13 protein-coding genes are annotated in these 17,450 nt (G+C 55.3%); 4 read left to right on the top strand and 9 right to left on the bottom strand.

Annotated elements, in window-relative coordinates:
- The first annotated feature begins 7 nt into the window (after window positions 1-7).
- Both J9253_RS05475 and J9253_RS05470 read left to right on the top strand, forming a co-directional pair.
- Complete coding sequence (locus J9253_RS05475; RefSeq protein WP_210223657.1) at window positions 8-5,335, top strand: DUF7379 domain-containing protein; 5,328 nt, start codon at window positions 8-10, stop codon at window positions 5,333-5,335.
- A 54-nt stretch (window positions 5,336-5,389) separates the two neighbouring features.
- Window positions 5,390-5,773 (top strand): hypothetical protein, encoded by a 384-nt coding sequence (locus J9253_RS05470; protein ID WP_210223656.1) that lies wholly within the window; start codon window positions 5,390-5,392, stop codon window positions 5,771-5,773.
- Here the strand turns inward: J9253_RS05470 and J9253_RS05465 are convergent.
- From J9253_RS05465 to J9253_RS05425, 9 genes are all read right to left on the bottom strand, one after another.
- Window positions 5,770-5,973, bottom strand: coding sequence for a hypothetical protein (locus tag J9253_RS05465; protein WP_228291513.1), 204 nt, complete (start codon window positions 5,971-5,973; stop codon window positions 5,770-5,772). The genes J9253_RS05470 and J9253_RS05465 overlap by 4 nt on opposite strands.
- A gap of 36 nt (window positions 5,974-6,009) precedes the next feature.
- Window positions 6,010-7,317, bottom strand: coding sequence for a DUF58 domain-containing protein (locus J9253_RS05460; protein ID WP_210223655.1), 1,308 nt, complete (start codon window positions 7,315-7,317; stop codon window positions 6,010-6,012).
- Window positions 7,314-8,288: an AAA family ATPase gene (locus tag J9253_RS05455; protein WP_210223654.1), complete on the bottom strand. Its 975-nt coding sequence runs from the start codon at window positions 8,286-8,288 to the stop codon at window positions 7,314-7,316. Before J9253_RS05455 ends, J9253_RS05460 begins: the two co-directional genes overlap by 4 nt.
- Entirely contained in the window at window positions 8,263-9,315 is a 1,053-nt protein-coding gene (locus tag J9253_RS05450) for a DUF4350 domain-containing protein (protein ID WP_210223653.1), read from the bottom strand. The genes J9253_RS05455 and J9253_RS05450 overlap by 26 nt, the downstream gene beginning before the upstream one ends.
- Entirely contained in the window at window positions 9,312-10,796 is a 1,485-nt protein-coding gene (locus J9253_RS05445; protein WP_210223652.1) for a hypothetical protein, read from the bottom strand. Before J9253_RS05445 ends, J9253_RS05450 begins: the two co-directional genes overlap by 4 nt.
- A complete protein-coding gene (locus tag J9253_RS05440; protein ID WP_210223651.1) occupies window positions 10,783-11,775 on the bottom strand; it encodes a stage II sporulation protein M in 993 nt (330 codons plus the stop codon). Before J9253_RS05440 ends, J9253_RS05445 begins: the two co-directional genes overlap by 14 nt.
- The gene (locus tag J9253_RS05435; RefSeq protein ID WP_210223650.1) at window positions 11,772-12,461 is read right to left on the bottom strand and encodes an RDD family protein; all 690 of its coding nucleotides are present in this window, start codon (window positions 12,459-12,461) and stop codon (window positions 11,772-11,774) included. The genes J9253_RS05440 and J9253_RS05435 overlap by 4 nt, the downstream gene beginning before the upstream one ends.
- Window positions 12,462-12,533: 72 nt before the next feature.
- Window positions 12,534-13,679, bottom strand: a complete 1,146-nt coding sequence (locus J9253_RS05430; protein ID WP_210223649.1) for an efflux RND transporter periplasmic adaptor subunit — start codon at window positions 13,677-13,679, stop codon at window positions 12,534-12,536.
- Window positions 13,680-13,740: 61 nt separating this feature from the next.
- The gene (locus tag J9253_RS05425; RefSeq protein WP_210223648.1) at window positions 13,741-15,543 is read right to left on the bottom strand and encodes an endonuclease/exonuclease/phosphatase family protein; all 1,803 of its coding nucleotides are present in this window, start codon (window positions 15,541-15,543) and stop codon (window positions 13,741-13,743) included.
- Between the two features lie 128 nt (window positions 15,544-15,671).
- Between J9253_RS05425 and icd the strand changes: the two genes are divergently transcribed.
- The gene (gene icd / locus J9253_RS05420) at window positions 15,672-16,925 is read left to right on the top strand and encodes an NADP-dependent isocitrate dehydrogenase (protein ID WP_210223647.1); all 1,254 of its coding nucleotides are present in this window, start codon (window positions 15,672-15,674) and stop codon (window positions 16,923-16,925) included.
- 188 nt (window positions 16,926-17,113) lie between these two features.
- Entirely contained in the window at window positions 17,114-17,446 is a 333-nt protein-coding gene (clpS, locus tag J9253_RS05415; protein WP_210223646.1) for an ATP-dependent Clp protease adapter ClpS, read from the top strand.
- Window positions 17,447-17,450: the final 4 nt, after the last annotated feature.

Here is a 17,450-nt window from a genome sequence, read left to right as displayed (position 1 = left end):
GGGACGCATGGATTCCATCACGATCAGTGGCAAGTTAACCGGGCAAGACTTGTCATACAAAACCAGCAATGCTTACGCCGACATTCTGACAATCACCTGCCAGCGGGAGGTGACGCTGGAAGCCGTGCGCAGCACGGGCGCAACGCTCGAACTCAAGGATGTGGCGGATGCAACGCTGGTAGAACTCGAATTCGAGGGCGGTTTCAAACGCTGGGTGCGGGCGGGGGATTTACAGGCACAAGCCCCGCTGACTCCCACAAGTTTTGACGTAGGCAAACAGCGCAACACGGTCGGTCTGGTGCTGAAATACCTGCGACTGCTGCAAGTCGACCCAGTAGGCGACGCTACGCAGACATTGACCGCCCTGATGACCAAGCTGGAAACCCGCAAGATTGCCCAGCCGGGCATATACCGTTGCGCCAACCCCGGCAAGCTCGATTTGCAACGGATCACCCAAGCGGCGGACATCGACACCACCAAGCCGGTGCTGCTGTTCCTGCACGGTACGTTTTCTAACACGGATGGCAGTTTCGGCGAACTCTGGGAATCGCGCCAAGGCTACAACGCGCCTGCGTGGTTACAGCGTTTGTTTGCCCCTTATTGCCAGCAAGTGTTCACGCTGGAACACCACACCCTCGCAGTTAGCCCGGTGCAAAATGCGCTGCAAGTGTTGCGTTTGTTGCCGCCGCATACCCGTTTGCATGTGATCAGCCATTCACGCGGTGGTCTGGTCGGGGAATTGCTGTGCCAAGGGGTGCTGAAACGCAAAACCCGCGATTCCGCCGAGCAGTTTCTGGATAGCGATGACATTTTCACCCCGGCTGAACGCCAGATGTTTGCCAGCGACGCTCGCCGCAGCGATCGGGAAGGTTTGCAGGAAATCGAAATCTTGCTCAAGGATAAGCAAATCCGGGTGGAACGTTTTGTGCGGGTCGCCTGCCCTGGGCGTGGCACGGTGCTGGCGGCGGCAGGCTTGGAAGATAACTTGTCGCTGGTGTTCAATGTCTTGAATCTAATCCCTGCGCCCCGCTACCAGAATCTGGCGGAATTTGTGCGTATGGTACTGATGGCGACTGCCCGCCAGCGCACCGCTCCCGCAGCATTGCCGGGGATCGAGGCCATGATGCCCGGTTCACCCCTGATCCGTTTGTTGAATCGCCCGGATGTGCAACTGGATTCTGACCTTACCGTGATTGCCGGGGATATGAAGGCATCCAACCTGCTGGGCAGTTTCAATGCGTGGGTGATGCAGCGTTTTTTCGGCGAAGAAAACGACTTTGTGATGAATACCGCCGGGATGTACGGTGGGGCGCGGCGGTTGCAGGGAATGCGTTTTTATCTGGATCAAAGCGATGATAGCAGCCATTTTGGTTATTTCCGCAAGGGTGATGTGCGCGAACGCCTGATCAGTGCATTGACGCACCCGGATACCGATTTGCGCTTGCGCCCGTTGCTGCCGGAAGCGCCTGTAGTACGTCCGGCGGCGCGTTCCAGCCGTGGGCAGGAGAAGGCTAAAAGCAGCACAGTGTATTTCCTGCCCGGTTTTATGGGGTCAACCTTGCAGGCGGGGGATAACCCGGTATGGCTGAATATGTCGGCACTGGGTTGGGGCGATTTTTCCCGGTTGGGCATGGATAGTGCGGGAATACAAGCCGTTGGCGTATTGGAAACACTGTACCGCCCCTTACTGGATATGCTGGACGATAGCCACAAGCTGGTGGAATTTGACTACGACTGGCGGCGCTCTTACGCGGAAACAGGCCGCCGTCTGGGGGATGCGCTGGAACAGGAGCTGGATGCGGCGAAAGCGGCGGGCAACAAGCTAGTGATCCGCCTGCTGGCACATTCGAGCGGCGGCTTGGTGGCGCTGGCGATGATGAGTGAAGCACCCGCTGTGTGGCGACGTTTGCGTGAGGAAGCCGATTGCCGCGTGGTGATGTTGGGCACGCCGTTGCAGGGCACGTATGCGGCGGTGCAAATCCTGTTGGGGAAACACCGTTTGGTGCGTTTGCTAAACCTGCTTGACGGCAGTATGGATGAGGGCGAAAACCAACGGCTGGCGCAACAATTTGCGCGTTACCCCGGTGTGCTGGAGTTATTGCCTGCGGCGTATTTGCAGGAAGCGCGTTGGCAAGCGCTATTGGGTGATGCTTTTGCGGAATGGCCGGGGCGTGGTTTGCTGGCGGGGGCGCTTCAGGTGCGTGAGCAATGGCGGGCGCTGGAACTGGATGCCCAGCGGCTGATTTACCTGTACGGGCGTTCAGCACTGACGCCGGATGATGTGCAGGTTCAGGATGATGGCGGGTGGCGTTTCCATGCCAGCGGGGAGGGTGACGGGGTGAGCTTGTGGGGCAGCCTGCCTGAGTCTGTGCCGACCTGGTTCATGCCGGTGGAACACGGGCGCATGGCGAGCCACAGCGAGTATTTCCAGACCTTGCAATACTTGCTGGATGATGGCGTATCGCGTCAGTTGGAGCAGAAACCGCCAGCGATTGGCAAGGCGGGGGATCAGTGGTTGCCTGAGATTCGTAGCGAATTATTCCCGGATGAAGCTGAATTGCTGGCAGCGGCGCTGGGTTATCACACCCGCATGACGCAGGAGGAGGTACGCCCGTCCGTGGAAGTACGCGTGGTGCATGGCAATCTGGAGCAAGTGGCGCACCCGGTGGTGGTGGGGCATTATGAGGGGGATTCCATCCTCAGTGCGGAAGCCTTGCTGGACAAACGGCTGGATGGGCGCATGAGTGAGTTGCACCGCATGGGTTTGTATCCGGGGTCATCGGGTACGTCGCATGTGTTCCTGAATCCGGGCAGAAAGCCGGGGGGCGCGGTGATTGTGGGCTTGGGCGAAGTCGGCAAGTTGACACCGGGGGAGATGACAGCGAGCTTTACGCGGGCGATGATGGATTATTCCCTGAAAATCCAGGAAGCGCTGGAAAGTGCCGGGAATACTTCAACGGATGGTGACAGCGTGCCGGTGCATGTGGCGACCTTGCTGATCGGTACGGTAGGCGGTGGCAGCGTGACGCTGGCAGATTCAATTACCGCGATCTTGCGGGCGATTGCTCAGGCGAATCAAGCGCTGGACAAGAGTGAGCGCGGTTTGCGTTTGCGCTTACAGGTGGTGGAATTCATCGAGTTGTATGAAGACCGTGCGGTGGAGGCGGCAAGGCTGGTGCAGGATTTTGTGCTGCTACCGGAATTCCGCACGGATTTTACCGTGAAGAGCCTGATGCAATACTTGCCGGGTAAACGTCGCCGGGTGATGTACAACGATCCGCCCGGTTGGTGGCGGCGTCTTCAGGTGGAAGCCAGTGACAGCGGCCTGAAATATACCGCCCTGACCGATAAGGCGCGGGCAGAAATGGTGTTGCAGCCTACCCAGCGTAAACTGGTTGACCAGTTCATCGACAAGGCGATCAGCTCCAGCAGCGACGACCCGGATATTGGCAAAATCTTGTTTGAATTGCTGTTGCCAGCGGCCATGAAAGAGCAAGCGCCGAATGCTGAAAATTTGGTGATGGTGCTGGACAGTGCTTCATCGGCGTACCCGTGGGAGTTGCTGTACAACCGCCTTGACCACGAGTCGCAACCGTTGGCAGTACGTTTTGGCTTGTTGCGTCAGTTGCAGGTGGGGCAATATCGCCAGCGAGTGGTGAATCCGGTTGACCGTTCCGCGCTGGTGATTGGCGACCCGCCCGTGGGGGGTGAGTTTGTGCGCCTGCCTGCCGCTAAGCATGAAGCCGAAACCGTTGCCAAACTGTTGGAAGCGGGTGGTTTTACCCAAGTGAGACGCGAGATTGGCACAGACCCGCAATCCATCCTCAAGGCGCTGAATATCGCGGATTACCGCGTGCTGCATCTGGCGGGGCACGGGGTATACCGCTACAAACCGGATAAGGACAGCGATCTGGAAGTCAGCGGCATGGTGTTGGGCGATGGCATTTTCCTTACTCCGGTGGAAATTGGGCAAATGCGCAAAGTGCCGGAATTGGCCTTCATCAACTGTTGCCATTTGGCGCAAATGGATTTTATGGAAGCCGATATTCAGGCATCATTGACCCAGGATCGCAGCAAATTGGCGGCGAGTCTGGCGCAAGAATTAATCCGTATGGGTGTGAGGGCTATCATAGCGGCAGGTTGGGCAATTGATGATAATGCAGCCAAGGTATTTGCGGAACAGTGTTACAACGCACTGTTGCAAGGCTACCCGTTTGGCATGGCGGTATTGATGGCGCGGCGCGAAACCTGGCAACAATTCCCGAATGGCAACACTTGGGGGGCTTACCAGTGTTACGGCGACCCTGATTACAAGTTGTTGAGCCGCCAACCCAGCAGCAGCGGGGGAGACGCGACGGCGGATACTTGGCGTTTCGTTGCCGAGGTTGAAGTGGTGGCTGAATTACAGAACCTGATCAATGCTGCCGACACCGCGCAGGCTAGTGATGTGGCGTGGTTGCAGGAACGCTTGCAGCAATTGCATCGGGCAGTTCCTGCTGAATGGCTTGGTCATGCGGAAATTCTATATGCATTGGGGCGGGCTTATGGCAAGTTGGAGATGTTCGCCCCTGCATTGGATGCTTATGAGGCAGCGCTGAATTCGCCACAGGCTGATTACCCGGTGATTTTACTGGAAGACAAGGTAAGCCTGCAAACCGCGTGGGCGCTGGCTTGGTCGCAGGGTAGTGTGGATGCACCCGCTGCACGCATAGCCGCTTCCCCGGCTGATTTGATGGTAAGCAGCCTGAAAACCCTCCAGTTGCTGGATGGTCTAGGGAATAGCCTGCAACGCTTTGAGGAAGTCGGCAAATTCTGGAAGCGGCAGGCGATGATGGTGAGCGGGGAAGGCCGCGCCCGTGCCTTGCTGGAAATGGAAAAGGCCTATAAGCGGGCGCACGAGTTTGCTTTGCAGGAAACCCATGCCATTGCAGCTTATCCGCTGATCAACTGGCTGACGTGCAAGGTAGTGCGCTACCTGCGCGGGGATGTGAAACAACTGGATCGGCAGGAACTGAAGCACTGGCTGGATCAGGTACGGCAATGTGCCGAGGTGGTGAGAGGGACGGGTGCTTTCTGTCCTGGGATTACGCGGGCGGAATACAGCCTGCTGTATTACATCGTTGGTTCACGCCTGAATGAGGTGACGCAAGTGCAAAAAGTTGTGGCGGAGTACGTGCAAGCGATTAGTTATGGTGTAGCGCCCCGGCAATTACGCTTCATTAACGAGCATTTGAACTTCCTGCGGACGATGCTCGGCGAGTTTCAGGAAGAAAAACGGCAATTGCAGCCGGTGGTGATGGCAATACTGGCGATAGAGGAAAAACTATCTGTATAAAAAATAGCCATTTCAGTGTGTTAAGGGTAACATGCGCCGGAATGCGAGGTGTTTATGACAACGACTATGAAAATGATGGCAGTAAAGGGCTTACTGCTGTCAGCAACGATGGTGGGTGTAACCGCGTGCGGTACGCCACCGTCGTCTTTGCCCTATGATTCTATCCGCTTGATGGCACAACCGTTTGCGCTGCGTCCCAATGAGATACGCAATGATATGCTGCTGGAACAACGTTTATGTGCCAATAGCAACCTGTTGATGCGTGATTGTAAGACGGCGGTGCGTAGCGAGTCTCGCTTGAAAGAGCGTTTGCAGAACAATGTGCGGGAAAATTTTTACGATAACCTGTCAGGCAAATTGTTTGCCAATGGTCACTCGTCCAGCAAGGCGCATTGGCGCTTGAAGCGTGACCGGGTGGAATGGCAGTACAAGTTCTAAGTCGAGGTAGGCTGGATCAGTAGCAACAGCAAACCCCCCAGCAGGTAGTATGCAGCAAACTGGATGGTCAGTGGCTTTTTGAATTCTTCGGGGATGTATTCGTCCACGAATGGAAAAAAATGGCGCACGATGCCAATGATTAGGGTGGTAATGCCAAACAGCACCAGTACAAAACCGATAGCCGCCAGTAAACTCATCATCGCGTATTCCTTTGTGTTCCCAATGTCTTACAGTGCTTACAATATCCCGCTGCGCTTGATATCGAGGTAATGGTTAATCAGGTTAACCGACAACGCCGGGGGCGCGACATCCAGACAGCGGATCCCAGCCGCACGGATGCGTTGTAAGGTTGCTTCCCGTGTTGCCAGATAATGCTGTACAGCGGCTTTGTGCAGCGCATCTTCCTGATTGTCGACTGGTTTGTCCAGCGCTTGATCAATGGCTTGTTCACGCATACTCGCCAGCAACACCAGATGGCGCTTGCGCAAGATGTGTACCGCAGGCAGCAAGTCATCCAGATCTTCATCACGTAAATTGGTCAGCAGGATCACCAGGGCGCGTTTTTTCTGACGTACCAGTAATTCAGTCACGGCCTGAGCGTAATCGGGCGCTTGGGTGGTAGGCTGCAAATCATACAACGCATCCAGCATGTGCTGGACATTGTGTTGCCCCTTGTGGGCAGGCAACCAGCGGCTTTGCCCGGCGAAACTGCCTAAGCCTACCGCATCGCCCTGCCGTAGCGCTACATAGGTCAATAGCAGGATGGCGTTCAGGGTATGGTCAAAATGCGAAAGGCTGTCGTCTTTCGCCAGCATCCGATGCCCGCAATCCAGCAGGAAAATGATTTCCTGATCACGTTCATCCTGATACTCGCGGGAAATGGGACGGCGCATCCGCGAACTGGCTTTCCAGTCGATCTGGCGCAGGCTGTCCCCGGCGCGGTATTCGCGGAGCTGGTGGAAATCCTGCCCTTCACCCCGACGACGCTTTTTCATGATACCCATGTGACTGAGGTGGTGGTCGGTTGCCATCAGCGCGTATTGCGCCACGGCGGCGAAGTTGGGGTAAACCTTCACTTCAGATACCACGGGCAACTTGAGGTCATGCCACCAGAATTGCAGCGGGGAGCGTACCCGGATTTGCAGGCAAGGGAATAACAGTTTACCGCGTTCGTTGGCCGTCACTTCATACAGCGGCTCGGCGAAAGTGCCGCCGGTCAAGCCCAAGCGGAGCGGGAAACCACGGGCGCTGACTTCCAATGGGAAATGATCAAAAACGTCGAGGGTTAGGGGGCGCTTGCCGGTATTGTGGATCTTGAGACGCACGTTGCGTTTCACCCCCAGTGGCAAGGAATGGGGCACGAAGCGTTCGCCACGCGGTGTGGGTTCTGTCACCGCTAACAACAAATCAACGAAGGCCGCCAGCAGGCTTGCCCCCACTGCCACATACCACAGGACAATCCGTTCAGGGAACACGCTGACAAGCAAGGCTATCGCCGCATTCACGCCCAGCAATTGAAACGCACGGCGGGCGGGTAACATCATCTGCGTGGCGCTTCGGTTTTGTCGAGTAGTGCTGTGAGCAAATGGTCGGCGTTATAGCCTTCCAGCTCCATTTCCGGTGACAGGGAAACACGGTGGCGCAGGATCGGCAGGCACACTTGCTTGATGTCATCCGGGTGGACAAAATCGCGGCCTGCCAGCAAAGCATTGGCACGTGCCGCACGGATCAGGGCAATGCTGCCGCGTGGCCCCGCCCCAAAGCGCAAGCCTTGCCAGTGGCGAGTGGCGCGGGTAATGCGCACTGCGTAATCGAGTACGTGAACATCCACCGCAATGTCAGCAGTGACGGTTTGCATCGCCAGTACTTGTTCGGGGGTAGCAATGGCTTGCAGGTTGTTGAGATTGAAACGGTCGCCGATTTGCTTGTCGGTGACAATACTGACCATTTCAGCCTCTTCTTCGAGCGCCGGGTAGTCGATGAAAACTTTCAGCAGGAAACGGTCAAGTTGGGCTTCCGGCAAGGGGTAAGTGCCTTCTTGTTCCAGCGGGTTCTGAGTGGCGAGCGTCATGAAGGGCAGGGGGACGGGTAATGACTGGCCTTCGATGGTGACTTGTTGTTCCTGCATCACTTCGAGTAAGGCAGATTGGGTTTTGGCGGGGGCGCGGTTGATTTCATCCGCCAGCAACAGGTTGGTGAACACTGGCCCCTTGCGCACGTTGAAACGCTGGTTCTGCATGTCGAACAGGACGTGGCCGCTGATGTCGGCGGGCATCAGGTCGGGGGTGAACTGGATGCGGGCAAACTGTCCGCTGATGGTGCGGGCGAGGGCGCGTACCAGCAAGGTTTTGCCTAAGCCCGGCACACCTTCGATCAGTACGTGACCACCGGCGAGTAGCGCGATGAGGGTTTCGCCGACGACTTGTTTTTGCCCGATCAGCGCTTTGCTTATTTCGTGGCGGATGCTGTCAGCCAGTTGGCTGGCTTGTTCAAGCGTCAGGGTTGCTGTTGTCATGTTGTTTCCTTGTGCCTGGGTTAAGTTGTTCGGCGCTTGCGATGAAGCTGTTGTATTGGGTGTCGCCGTGTTGGCGGTGACGTTGCCACATGAATAGACCACTGGCGTGGATGTGTTCCAGAATGCGGCGGCGCTCCAGTGCTGGTTTGGGGATCATCGGTCCAAAGCGTGGGCTAAGGGCGAGAATACTTAGCGGAATCAGTAAGGCCAAAGTGAGTACCAATGCCCAGGCGTGTTCCCAGATGAGCTTCCACAACGGTGGCATATCATCTGTATGTATCAGCCAGACGCCAGCAGGTTCATCCCTCAAGCTATGCAGCATGTACCACAGGAAGGCGGCGTGGTCGTAATCTTCAAGCGAGTGGTTTTCGATGAAGTCGAGGTTGGCTGCGAGCGTGATTAAACCTTTGCCGCGTTCGATTTCCTGTAACCAGTCAGCATCGTTGTAGCTTTGCGGGTAGTTTGCTGTGGTGGTTTGCAGCGCGTAGAAAAATTCCGGGTCTACTTGCAGCGGGTGGCTCATGTTGGAGAGTTGCGCATCCAGCGGCAGGTCATCATCTTCCGGGATGACGTGTTCGCCGATACTGACGCCCAAGGTGCTTTGCAGCATGTCGTTGTTGCTTGGGGGCGGCACGGGTGACTTTTCGGCTTCCTTGTCGGTATCCTCGGTATCGTCATAGAGGGTGTCACTGCTGGTAGTGTGAGCGCGGGTGATCAAGTGCCCGCCGCGTTCTACCCACGCGAGGATTTCGTCGATTTTTTGCCGCGACAGGGTGTAACGTTCGGTGTCGATCAGCAGCACAGTGTCGGTAGCGGGTAAGGTTTGCAGGCTGTCTTTGCGTTCGGCGGGAATACCCATGCCTTCCAAAAACAGCCGGGCAGCGAAAAGCGGGTTGCTTTTGGCTTCACCACGCAAACCGATGTATTCATTGACTTCCTTGTATTCATAGTTTTTCAGGAACCAGAAAACCCCGATGGTCATGACGAGGGCGACGAACAGGCCGATGAGGATGTGTTGGAGTTTCATGCGGGCTTCCCTGCGAAGTCGAAGCCAAACAACGGTATGACTTGCGCATCTGCCGGAATGCGATGGGCGTAAGCAATTTCTTGCCAGACACGGGTAACAGCCGTCAGCCATGCCATGCGTGCGCTGTCGAGGTGGGGGTGTGCGAGCCGCAGGATGTCGCCTTCGGTATGGCTATCTTGTACCACCATTTGCTCATGCCGGGTCAATTGCATCAGTGCTCCTCGGTACAGCAGGCTGAGGGCTTCGCGATGCTGGCCTGCTTCCCACAAGCGGCGGCTGGCGCTGGCAATATCGTCAGGAAGCGATTCGGGGCGAATGTCCATCCCAAACAGGATGTCGGGTGGTGGTGGGGGCGCTGCTTTACGCTGGGCGGGTTTTAGCAAGGCCAGAATCCGCTGGCGGTACACAAAGCCGACGATAAGCAGCACAATGACCGCAATCCACAGCACGGTTTTGGTGAGGTTGGCGAACAGCAATTGCCACGATTGGGCTAATTCGCTGGGTTTGTCGTCAGTTGTTGTTTTGTCCGGGTTGCGCGGAACCCACTGCATCCGGGTGCGCATTCCCGCCAGTTCTTCGCGTTGCATGACTTCAGCCATTTGGGCGCTGGCTTCTTCGGGTGGCAAGCGTTCACTTGCCCATGATGGTGTGGGGGCGATACTCGGTAAACCTACCAATAAGCAAGCAGCCAGTAACAGCGCTAGCGGTGTTTTCGCCACTTGGCTGAGGCGTGCGCCGAGATTGCGGAAAGCGAGTTCAATATCCCAAGCTTCCAGTTGGGTGCGGCGGTTCAGGTACAGGCTGAAACTGGCGGCGATGTACAAAGGTTCGATCACCAGCACAGTCAGGACGTATAACACCAGATATAACAAATTGCCCCAATATTCGGTCTCGGTATCAAAGGTTTCGGTGAAAGTACTGAGGATGTAATTCCACGAACCATCGCTGGGGTCAAGCATGACAATCAATACGTACAGGCTGAAAATCACCACGTATTCCAGGTGCTGACAGGCAATCGTCAGCCATACCGCTTGGGAATGTGCTTGCAGGTGCAATACGTTCTGACGTTCCTGCCGGGTTTTGCCGCGTAACTGTTCCAGTTGCCAAATGGACAGGTTGAAGCCGCGTGACAACGAAAACCGCCGGAATGTCAGCGCACTTAATAGGCCGGTATGACGTATCAGCTTGGGTATCGCACTGACAATATCCGCCGTGGACAGCCGCTGGTTAAACATCTGATGGCTGAGGATATGCAGCAATACCCGGTCATACAGCGGCTTGAACCACCACAGCGCCAGCGGGACGTAAGCTTTGTAAGGTTCCGGTATCGCGACCCACAGGATCAGCGCAAACCCGCCTAACAACAACGCCCACGCCGGGAAAATCCAGCGTACATTGTGCTGCACCATCGCAAACCCAAGGTCAACGGCTTCCCACGGCGAACGCAAGCGAATATTGGTGGTGATGTCATCCAGTTTCATGCGAAGCCCCGCGTCCGAGTCGGGTGAAATAGCCGATCACCAGCAGCCACAAGGCAATGCCCACGCCGTATTTCACCATGAGCGGAATCCAGGGCTGCGATGACCATAAGGCTTCCACAAACGCTGCCATAACGAACAGGGTGGCAGAGCCGTACACGATGCCGATAGCCTCCTGCGCATTGTCACGCAAAGCCAGCGCCCGCGATTTGCGCCCCGGCATGATCAACGCCGCAGCCAGTTTGAAACCCGCAGCACCCGCCAGCACGATAGCGGTCAGCTCGAAAGCACTGTGCCCCGCCACAAACCCCCAGAAGGTGCTGATATAACCCATCTGGGTCAAATGCCCGGCAACCGCACCAATCACCAGCCCGTTGTAAAACAGAAAAAATAAACTGCCCAAACCGTATAACAAGCCCCCGGCAAACACCTGAAAGCCAATGCCGGTATTGTTCTTGATGTAATAACCGAACATGTAAATATCGCTGTCGGCTTCGCGTTCACGCCCGAGACGGGAGGTACGTGCCGGGTCGTACATCTCTTCCATCCCCGCCACTTGAGAGCCATCAATCACCGAATACACCAGGTCAGGCTGAATCTGGATGGCGATCAAAATGGCAAAAAAGCTGCCGAAAAACAGTAAGCCCGCCAGCAAGACCGCTTGCCATTCACGGCGCACCAGTTGCGGCAAATCCCGCAGGTAGAAATTGACAAAACGGTGTGCAAAATGTAGCCGCGAGGTATACAGGTGGTTATGCCCGCGTGTCACCCGTTCATTGAGTTGCCCAATCAGCAAGGGGCTGTACAAGCGTGATTGTGCTAAGGCCAGGTGGTGGCACAGTTGGCGATAGGCTTGCGGGAAATCCAGCGCCGGTTCCGGCAATGCCTTGCGTTGTTTTTTGGGGAGTTGCTGGTAATCCAGCCATGCCTCGAATTGATCCCACTGCGGCTGGTATCGGTGGATGAACCGTTCCTGTTTCATGACCTGCCGCCTCCGCTCAGCCAGCGGGCAATGCCTTGCAGCCAGCGGGCAGGGTTGTCTTGCTGTGCTACCAAGGAGCCGGTCATGCGGGCGAGTTCATCTTGGCGTGCCGGGGTGAGTGTGTAGCTGCGCTGGGCAAATAACATGATGGCTTGTTGCTCGGGCAGGCTCAGACTGACTTCCGGGCGTATCGGGTCGGTGTCGACGGCATGGTTGTAATGAGGGTTACGCGGGGTTTTGTGGAGTACCACGGTATTAGCCGCCAAATCACCCAAACGTTGGAAACGCCCATTCAGCATCATGCTGGCAAACCCGAAACCGTATAGCAGCGGTAAAAAGTCGACAACGCGTAGCAGGTTGCGTACCAGCGATGCGGAAGGTGTGATGGGGCTGGCATCGGCTTGTGCTACATAAATGTCGAGCATTTTTTTGCCGGGTGTTTGCCCTTGCTGGCGCAATTCAAAATAAACCGGGTAAAACCACTCCAATAAAAAAGCCAGGATTAAGGCAATGCCTGCCCCTGTTTTTCCCAGTGTTGATAGCATCAAAAACAAGGCGACGTTGACCAAAGAACGCAACAGCAAATCCAGCAGCCATGCCAACAGGCGTGGCACGGGGCCTGCGGGTGAAAGCTCCAAGGCAATGCCTTCCGGCGTATTGACGGTGTAAGTGGTGTCCAGTCTCATCGTTTATTCGTTATTGTTTTATTATCCCCCTCCTTTGCAAAAGGAGGGGTTAGGGAAGGATTTTCTTCAGCCTTACTGCGCCGCCGCTGGCATCCAGCCTGAAGTAACGCCCACGGGTGGGTTATCAATGATCTTGTCGCCGGGGTTCAAGCCGGAAATGATCGACACTTTAGTGCCACCATTCTGCTCAGAACCCAAGCGCACCATACGCAACTCGGAGGTGTTATCCTCTTTTACCACCAGCACGCCGGGCAAGCTGCTGCCTTTCATCAGGGCAGAGCGTGGGATAACCGTTACCTGACTGCTACCCTTTTTGTTTTCGGGTACATAGATTTCAGCATACATGCCGGGGGCAGTGTTGATTTCCATCGGAATGTCGAATTTCACGGTGACGGTATGACGATTAGGGTCTGCGACTGGCGAAATTTCCGATACCCGTACCGAGGTGTTGGTGCTGCCGTCGATCCGTGCCGGTAGCAGCATATCCTTGCTCAGGTTGCCAACCAGACCGGACGGGACATCCGCCTGCAAACGCTTGTATTTGACGTAGCCGTATTTGATCAGGGGTTGACCCGGCTGTACGGTGTCACCGACTTCCACCATCTTTTCCATGATGATGCCTTCAAACGGGGCAAGGGCGCTGGCGTCACGCAGGGCAGAATCAATTTCCTGCAATTGCGAGTTGGCTTGCTGAAGCTGGCCTTGTGCTTGCGAAACGCTGGCCATCACATTGCTGAGGTCGCCTTGGCGCACAGCATCGGTGTCGTAGCCACCCATGAAAGAATTGGCAAACGGTTTGACAGCCATCCGGTCGAACATGGCGGGCATCCCGAAACCCGGCATTGCGCCGATGTCTTTGCTGCGCGGCGAGGTCAGTTCGCGGTAATACTGTGCCTGGGCATTTTGTAGCGCAGCTTGGGCAATGGAAATCTGCGCAATGACGGCATTACGCTTGGCGATTAACTGGGATTCGTCAATCTTGAAGACAACTCCACCTTCTGTCAGATTGGTGCCGACAGGCCCTGCAACGTATTTCACGACACCGGGGATTTGGGCGCTCAAAGCGACTTCTTTGTACGGGATAACCGTGCTGCCCAATACGGATTGTGAGCGGGAGCCTGTGGTTTCTACCTGGATAATTTCAGCAGCTTGTACCGAGAAGATGCTTGCACAGAAGCTAAGCACTAAAAATCCAGACGCTTGTTTGCGTGTAGTCATGTAATTGTTTTCCTCGAAAGCGGGCGATTCATCAAATTGTGGCATTTTAGCTAGCCTCGCGCTACTGCTGGTATTCAATCGAATCCATCAGGTCACGGTTATTCAGCAATTGTAATGCATTTTCAGGCGTATCAATAAAGGGATTTCGAATTCCGAGCCGGGAATGTACCCAGTTATTGTAAGCAAGCTCCCAAGCGCTAGGGCTGTCAACCTTGGCCCAGTGTACCAGAGTCGCAATATGCCGATCATAGAGTTCGTCGATTTCGTAGATCATTACCATGTAGAGAATGGCGCGGGCAATATCGCCTCGGTTACGTGAGGGGATGACCCATTCGTGGTCAGCGTCAAACCCGGTGCTGCCTGAAAAGTTGTCCGGGTGCAGTTCAAGGTTATAGGGGCGCACGATCCGGTCGTCATCCATGTCAAACGGGAAGTTGGAGCGTTTGGCATTCAGGCCACGTTCCGAGGGGGCGAAATTGAAGGGGTTGACCGTAGCACCATTGCGCACATGACGCGGCGCCCGCTTGCGAGCCAGATAGCGGTCGAGAAAGTCACGCGGGATAATGTGCTCAATGCTGTGATGCTGTTTCTGATACAGCTCATTGACGGGGAGTGTACCGTAAATGGAGGTTACCCAGCCGTATTCATTATCGAAGAAAAACGACCAGAAGTTTTTCCACTTGTCGCCGCTGTCCCACTGCTTGAAATGGTGGTGCGACTGGTATATCCCGCCCGCGTATTGCACAAAATCCTGCCGGGTATGGATGTCCGCCAAGGTGCGCACCGTATGCGCGGGGCGCTGGTTGATGGTATCGGCATAGTCGGGTTGGGCATCGCAGGGCAGTAATTCCACGCAAACTTGCCCGTGATCGGATTGCAAGCGGTCGTCGACCCCATCGGCTTCGAGGTGCTGGTTCCAGACCTCGTAGTGGGCGACTTCGGCTTTGGCGGCGGTGTTTTTGGGGTTGAGTGCGTTGGAAACCAGAATGTAGTCGAGCACTCCGCCTCGGCCTCGGTGGATTTTGGTAAACGGGCGTACCCGCTGGCGCATATTCGGCGCCAGACGGAAACTGTCCGCTAGCCGATAAGCATACAGCCAAGGGGCGATGTTTTCCGGCCAGTGATCGGGTTCCACCCCGCCGATGCTGTAAACACGTTCTTGCATGGTGAGGGCAGCTAGCGGGATGGAATCTTCGCTGTCATTCATGTCGCCCAGCACGACCAGCGGGTGGTTGGCATCCTGTTCCAGCCGGGCAGTCATGTGGTGGTAGAGCAGGGTGGCTTCCAGCCCGCGTTGCAGCAAGGAGGCAATCGTGCCGCGTGACATCCGCTGAAACGTATCCAGCACCCGTTTGGGCCAGCTCATGTCCGCAGGGTAACGCATATCGAGGGAGGCGGGGCGTTTGGATTTGAGGTGAAGCACATAAACCGTCAGCAGCCCAATGCCGGGCACTCGCACATCGACGCAGACCGGGGCGCGGCTGAAACGAAAGTCATCAGGAATCGGCAATTCAGCCCGCACGTCTTCCGCTACGGTGACTGGGTGCACTGTTTCGATGGGGAAACGTGAGGCCAGCGCCACGACCGATTTGCAATACACGGCGGGATCATCTTCACGGCAGGCTGAATCATCCACGTAAACAAAATGCGGGTATCCGGCGGCATGGCAAAGCTTTTGTAGCGCCGGGATGCTGAAAACTTCCTGAAAACCGACGATATCTGCATCCATTTGGTGCAGGCGGGTTTTGACCCAGGCTTGCTTCTGTTCCCACTCAGCGATGCTGAATGTGTTGTGCTCAATGCGGTCATGCCAGTAATAGCCTTGCATGGCAAATTGGTAAAGGTTAAATGTGGCAAGTTTCATGTTTTTTTGGCCTCCTTCTTGCAAACGCCATGTTCACACGTTTAAGGAGTGTATGCCAAGGTGGAGGGAATTGTTTATACTCCACCCCTGCGCTCTGAAAGACACACAGCAAAATGGAGAGAGTATTGATGTACCAACATATCCAAGTTCCCGCACAAGGCGAGAAAATCACAACGAATGCCGACTATTCCCTGAATGTGCCGAACAACCCGGTTATCCCCTACATTGAGGGGGATGGTATCGGCGTCGATATTAGCCCGGTGATGATCAAGGTGGTCGATGCTGCCGTACAAAAAGCCTACGGCGGTGAGCGCCGCATTTCCTGGATGGAAATCTACGCGGGTGAAAAAGCTACGCAAGTTTACGGCGAAGATGTTTGGCTGCCGGATGAAACAGTTGATGCCGTTAAAGAGTATGTTGTCTCCATTAAAGGCCCGTTGACTACGCCTGTTGGTGGTGGGATCCGTTCCCTGAACGTTAAACTGCGTCAGGATCTGGATTTATACCTGTGCCTGCGCCCGATCCGTTACTACGATGGCGTGCCCAGCCCGGTCAAGCACCCGGAAAAAACCAATATGGTGATTTTCCGTGAAAACTCCGAAGACATTTATGCGGGTATCGAATGGGCGGCTGGCTCTCCTGAAGCCAACAAAGTCATCGACTTTTTGATGAAGGAAATGGGTGTCACCAAAATCCGCTTCCCGGAAACGTCCGGTATCGGTATCAAGCCCGTGTCGAGTGAAGGCACCAAGCGTCTGGTGCGTAAAGCGATGCAGTATGCCATCGACAATGATTGCCCTTCTGTCACGCTGGTGCACAAAGGCAACATCATGAAGTTTACCGAAGGTGCCTTCAAAAACTGGGGCTACGAGCTGGCAAAAGAAGAATTCGGCGCGGTGGACATCGACGGCGGCCCATGGTGCAAGATGAAAAACCCGAACACGGGCAAAGACATTCTGGTCAATGACGTGATCGCGGATAACTTCCTGCAACAAATTTTGTTACGCCCGGAAGATTATTCTGTGGTGGCAACCCTTAATCTGAACGGTGACTTCGTATCCGACGCGCTAGCAGCACAAGTTGGCGGGATTGGCATTGCGCCGGGGGCAAACCTGTCCGATACCATTGCCATGTTTGAAGCGACCCACGGCACTGCGCCGAAATTTGCGGGTCTGGATCAGGTAAACCCCAGCTCACTGGTACTCTCCGCCGAAATGATGCTGCGTCACATGGGCTGGCTGGAAGCGGCTGATCTGATCAATAAAGGCACGGCGGGGGCGATTTCATCCAAGCGTGTCACCTTTGACTTTGCGCGAATGATTGATGGCGCGGAAGAAATTGCCTGCTCTGAATTCGGCGATAATGTGATTGCGCATATGTAAGGCAAAGGTGCAGGAAACGGCTCAATAATCACGAAACAGGCGGCCTTGGTGTCGCCTGTTTTTTGTCTACCCTATTGTATTCGGCTAAGATGCACCAATCTAGGTGTGGAATAGTGACACCAGACCGTCAAAACGTTTATAACATAAACATCACACATCCCGTCAGTTTGGGGCAAGGTAAATCAGGAATGGCGCAGAAGCATAAAGAAGATCATGGCAGTGATCAGGATTCCGGCGTAGCGGTGCAGGAATCCCGCCCAGAGGTGAAAGAGCCACCGCGCTTTAAAGTTATACTGTTAAACGATGATTTCACACCGATGGACTTTGTAGTCGAAGTGCTGCGAACGTTTTTCGATATGGATCACGAGGGTGCAACACGCATCATGCTACACGTACATACCCGAGGCAAAGGTGTCTGTGGCGTCTATACTCGTGATATCGCGGAGACCAAAGTGGCACAAGTCAGCCGGTTTGCGCGGGAACATCAACATCCTTTGCTGTGTACAATGGAAGAGGCATAAGTCT

This window comes from Thiothrix litoralis (assembly GCF_017901135.1).
Taxonomy (GTDB): Bacteria; Pseudomonadota; Gammaproteobacteria; order Thiotrichales; family Thiotrichaceae; genus Thiothrix; species Thiothrix litoralis.
This window is presented reverse-complemented; position numbering and strand designations above follow the sequence as displayed.

Bases quoted from the DNA above. Each gene is read 5' to 3' on its own strand.
- J9253_RS05440 (WP_210223651.1), bottom strand. From the start codon at position 11,775: ATGAAACAGGAACGGTTCATCCACCGATACCAGCCGCAGTGGGATCAA.
- J9253_RS05475 (WP_210223657.1), top strand. From the start codon at position 8: ATGGATTCCATCACGATCAGTGGCAAGTTAACCGGGCAAGACTTGTCA.
- icd (WP_210223647.1), top strand. From the start codon at position 15,672: ATGTACCAACATATCCAAGTTCCCGCACAAGGCGAGAAAATCACAACG.
- J9253_RS05425 (WP_210223648.1), bottom strand. From the start codon at position 15,543: ATGAAACTTGCCACATTTAACCTTTACCAATTTGCCATGCAAGGCTAT.
- J9253_RS05455 (WP_210223654.1), bottom strand. From the start codon at position 8,288: ATGACAACAGCAACCCTGACGCTTGAACAAGCCAGCCAACTGGCTGAC.
- J9253_RS05465 (WP_228291513.1), bottom strand. From the start codon at position 5,973: ATGATGAGTTTACTGGCGGCTATCGGTTTTGTACTGGTGCTGTTTGGC.
- J9253_RS05450 (WP_210223653.1), bottom strand. From the start codon at position 9,315: ATGAAACTCCAACACATCCTCATCGGCCTGTTCGTCGCCCTCGTCATG.
- J9253_RS05435 (WP_210223650.1), bottom strand. From the start codon at position 12,461: ATGAGACTGGACACCACTTACACCGTCAATACGCCGGAAGGCATTGCC.
- J9253_RS05470 (WP_210223656.1), top strand. From the start codon at position 5,390: ATGACAACGACTATGAAAATGATGGCAGTAAAGGGCTTACTGCTGTCA.
- J9253_RS05445 (WP_210223652.1), bottom strand. From the start codon at position 10,796: ATGAAACTGGATGACATCACCACCAATATTCGCTTGCGTTCGCCGTGG.
- clpS (WP_210223646.1), top strand. From the start codon at position 17,114: ATGGCGCAGAAGCATAAAGAAGATCATGGCAGTGATCAGGATTCCGGC.
- J9253_RS05430 (WP_210223649.1), bottom strand. From the start codon at position 13,679: ATGACTACACGCAAACAAGCGTCTGGATTTTTAGTGCTTAGCTTCTGT.
- J9253_RS05460 (WP_210223655.1), bottom strand. From the start codon at position 7,317: ATGATGTTACCCGCCCGCCGTGCGTTTCAATTGCTGGGCGTGAATGCG.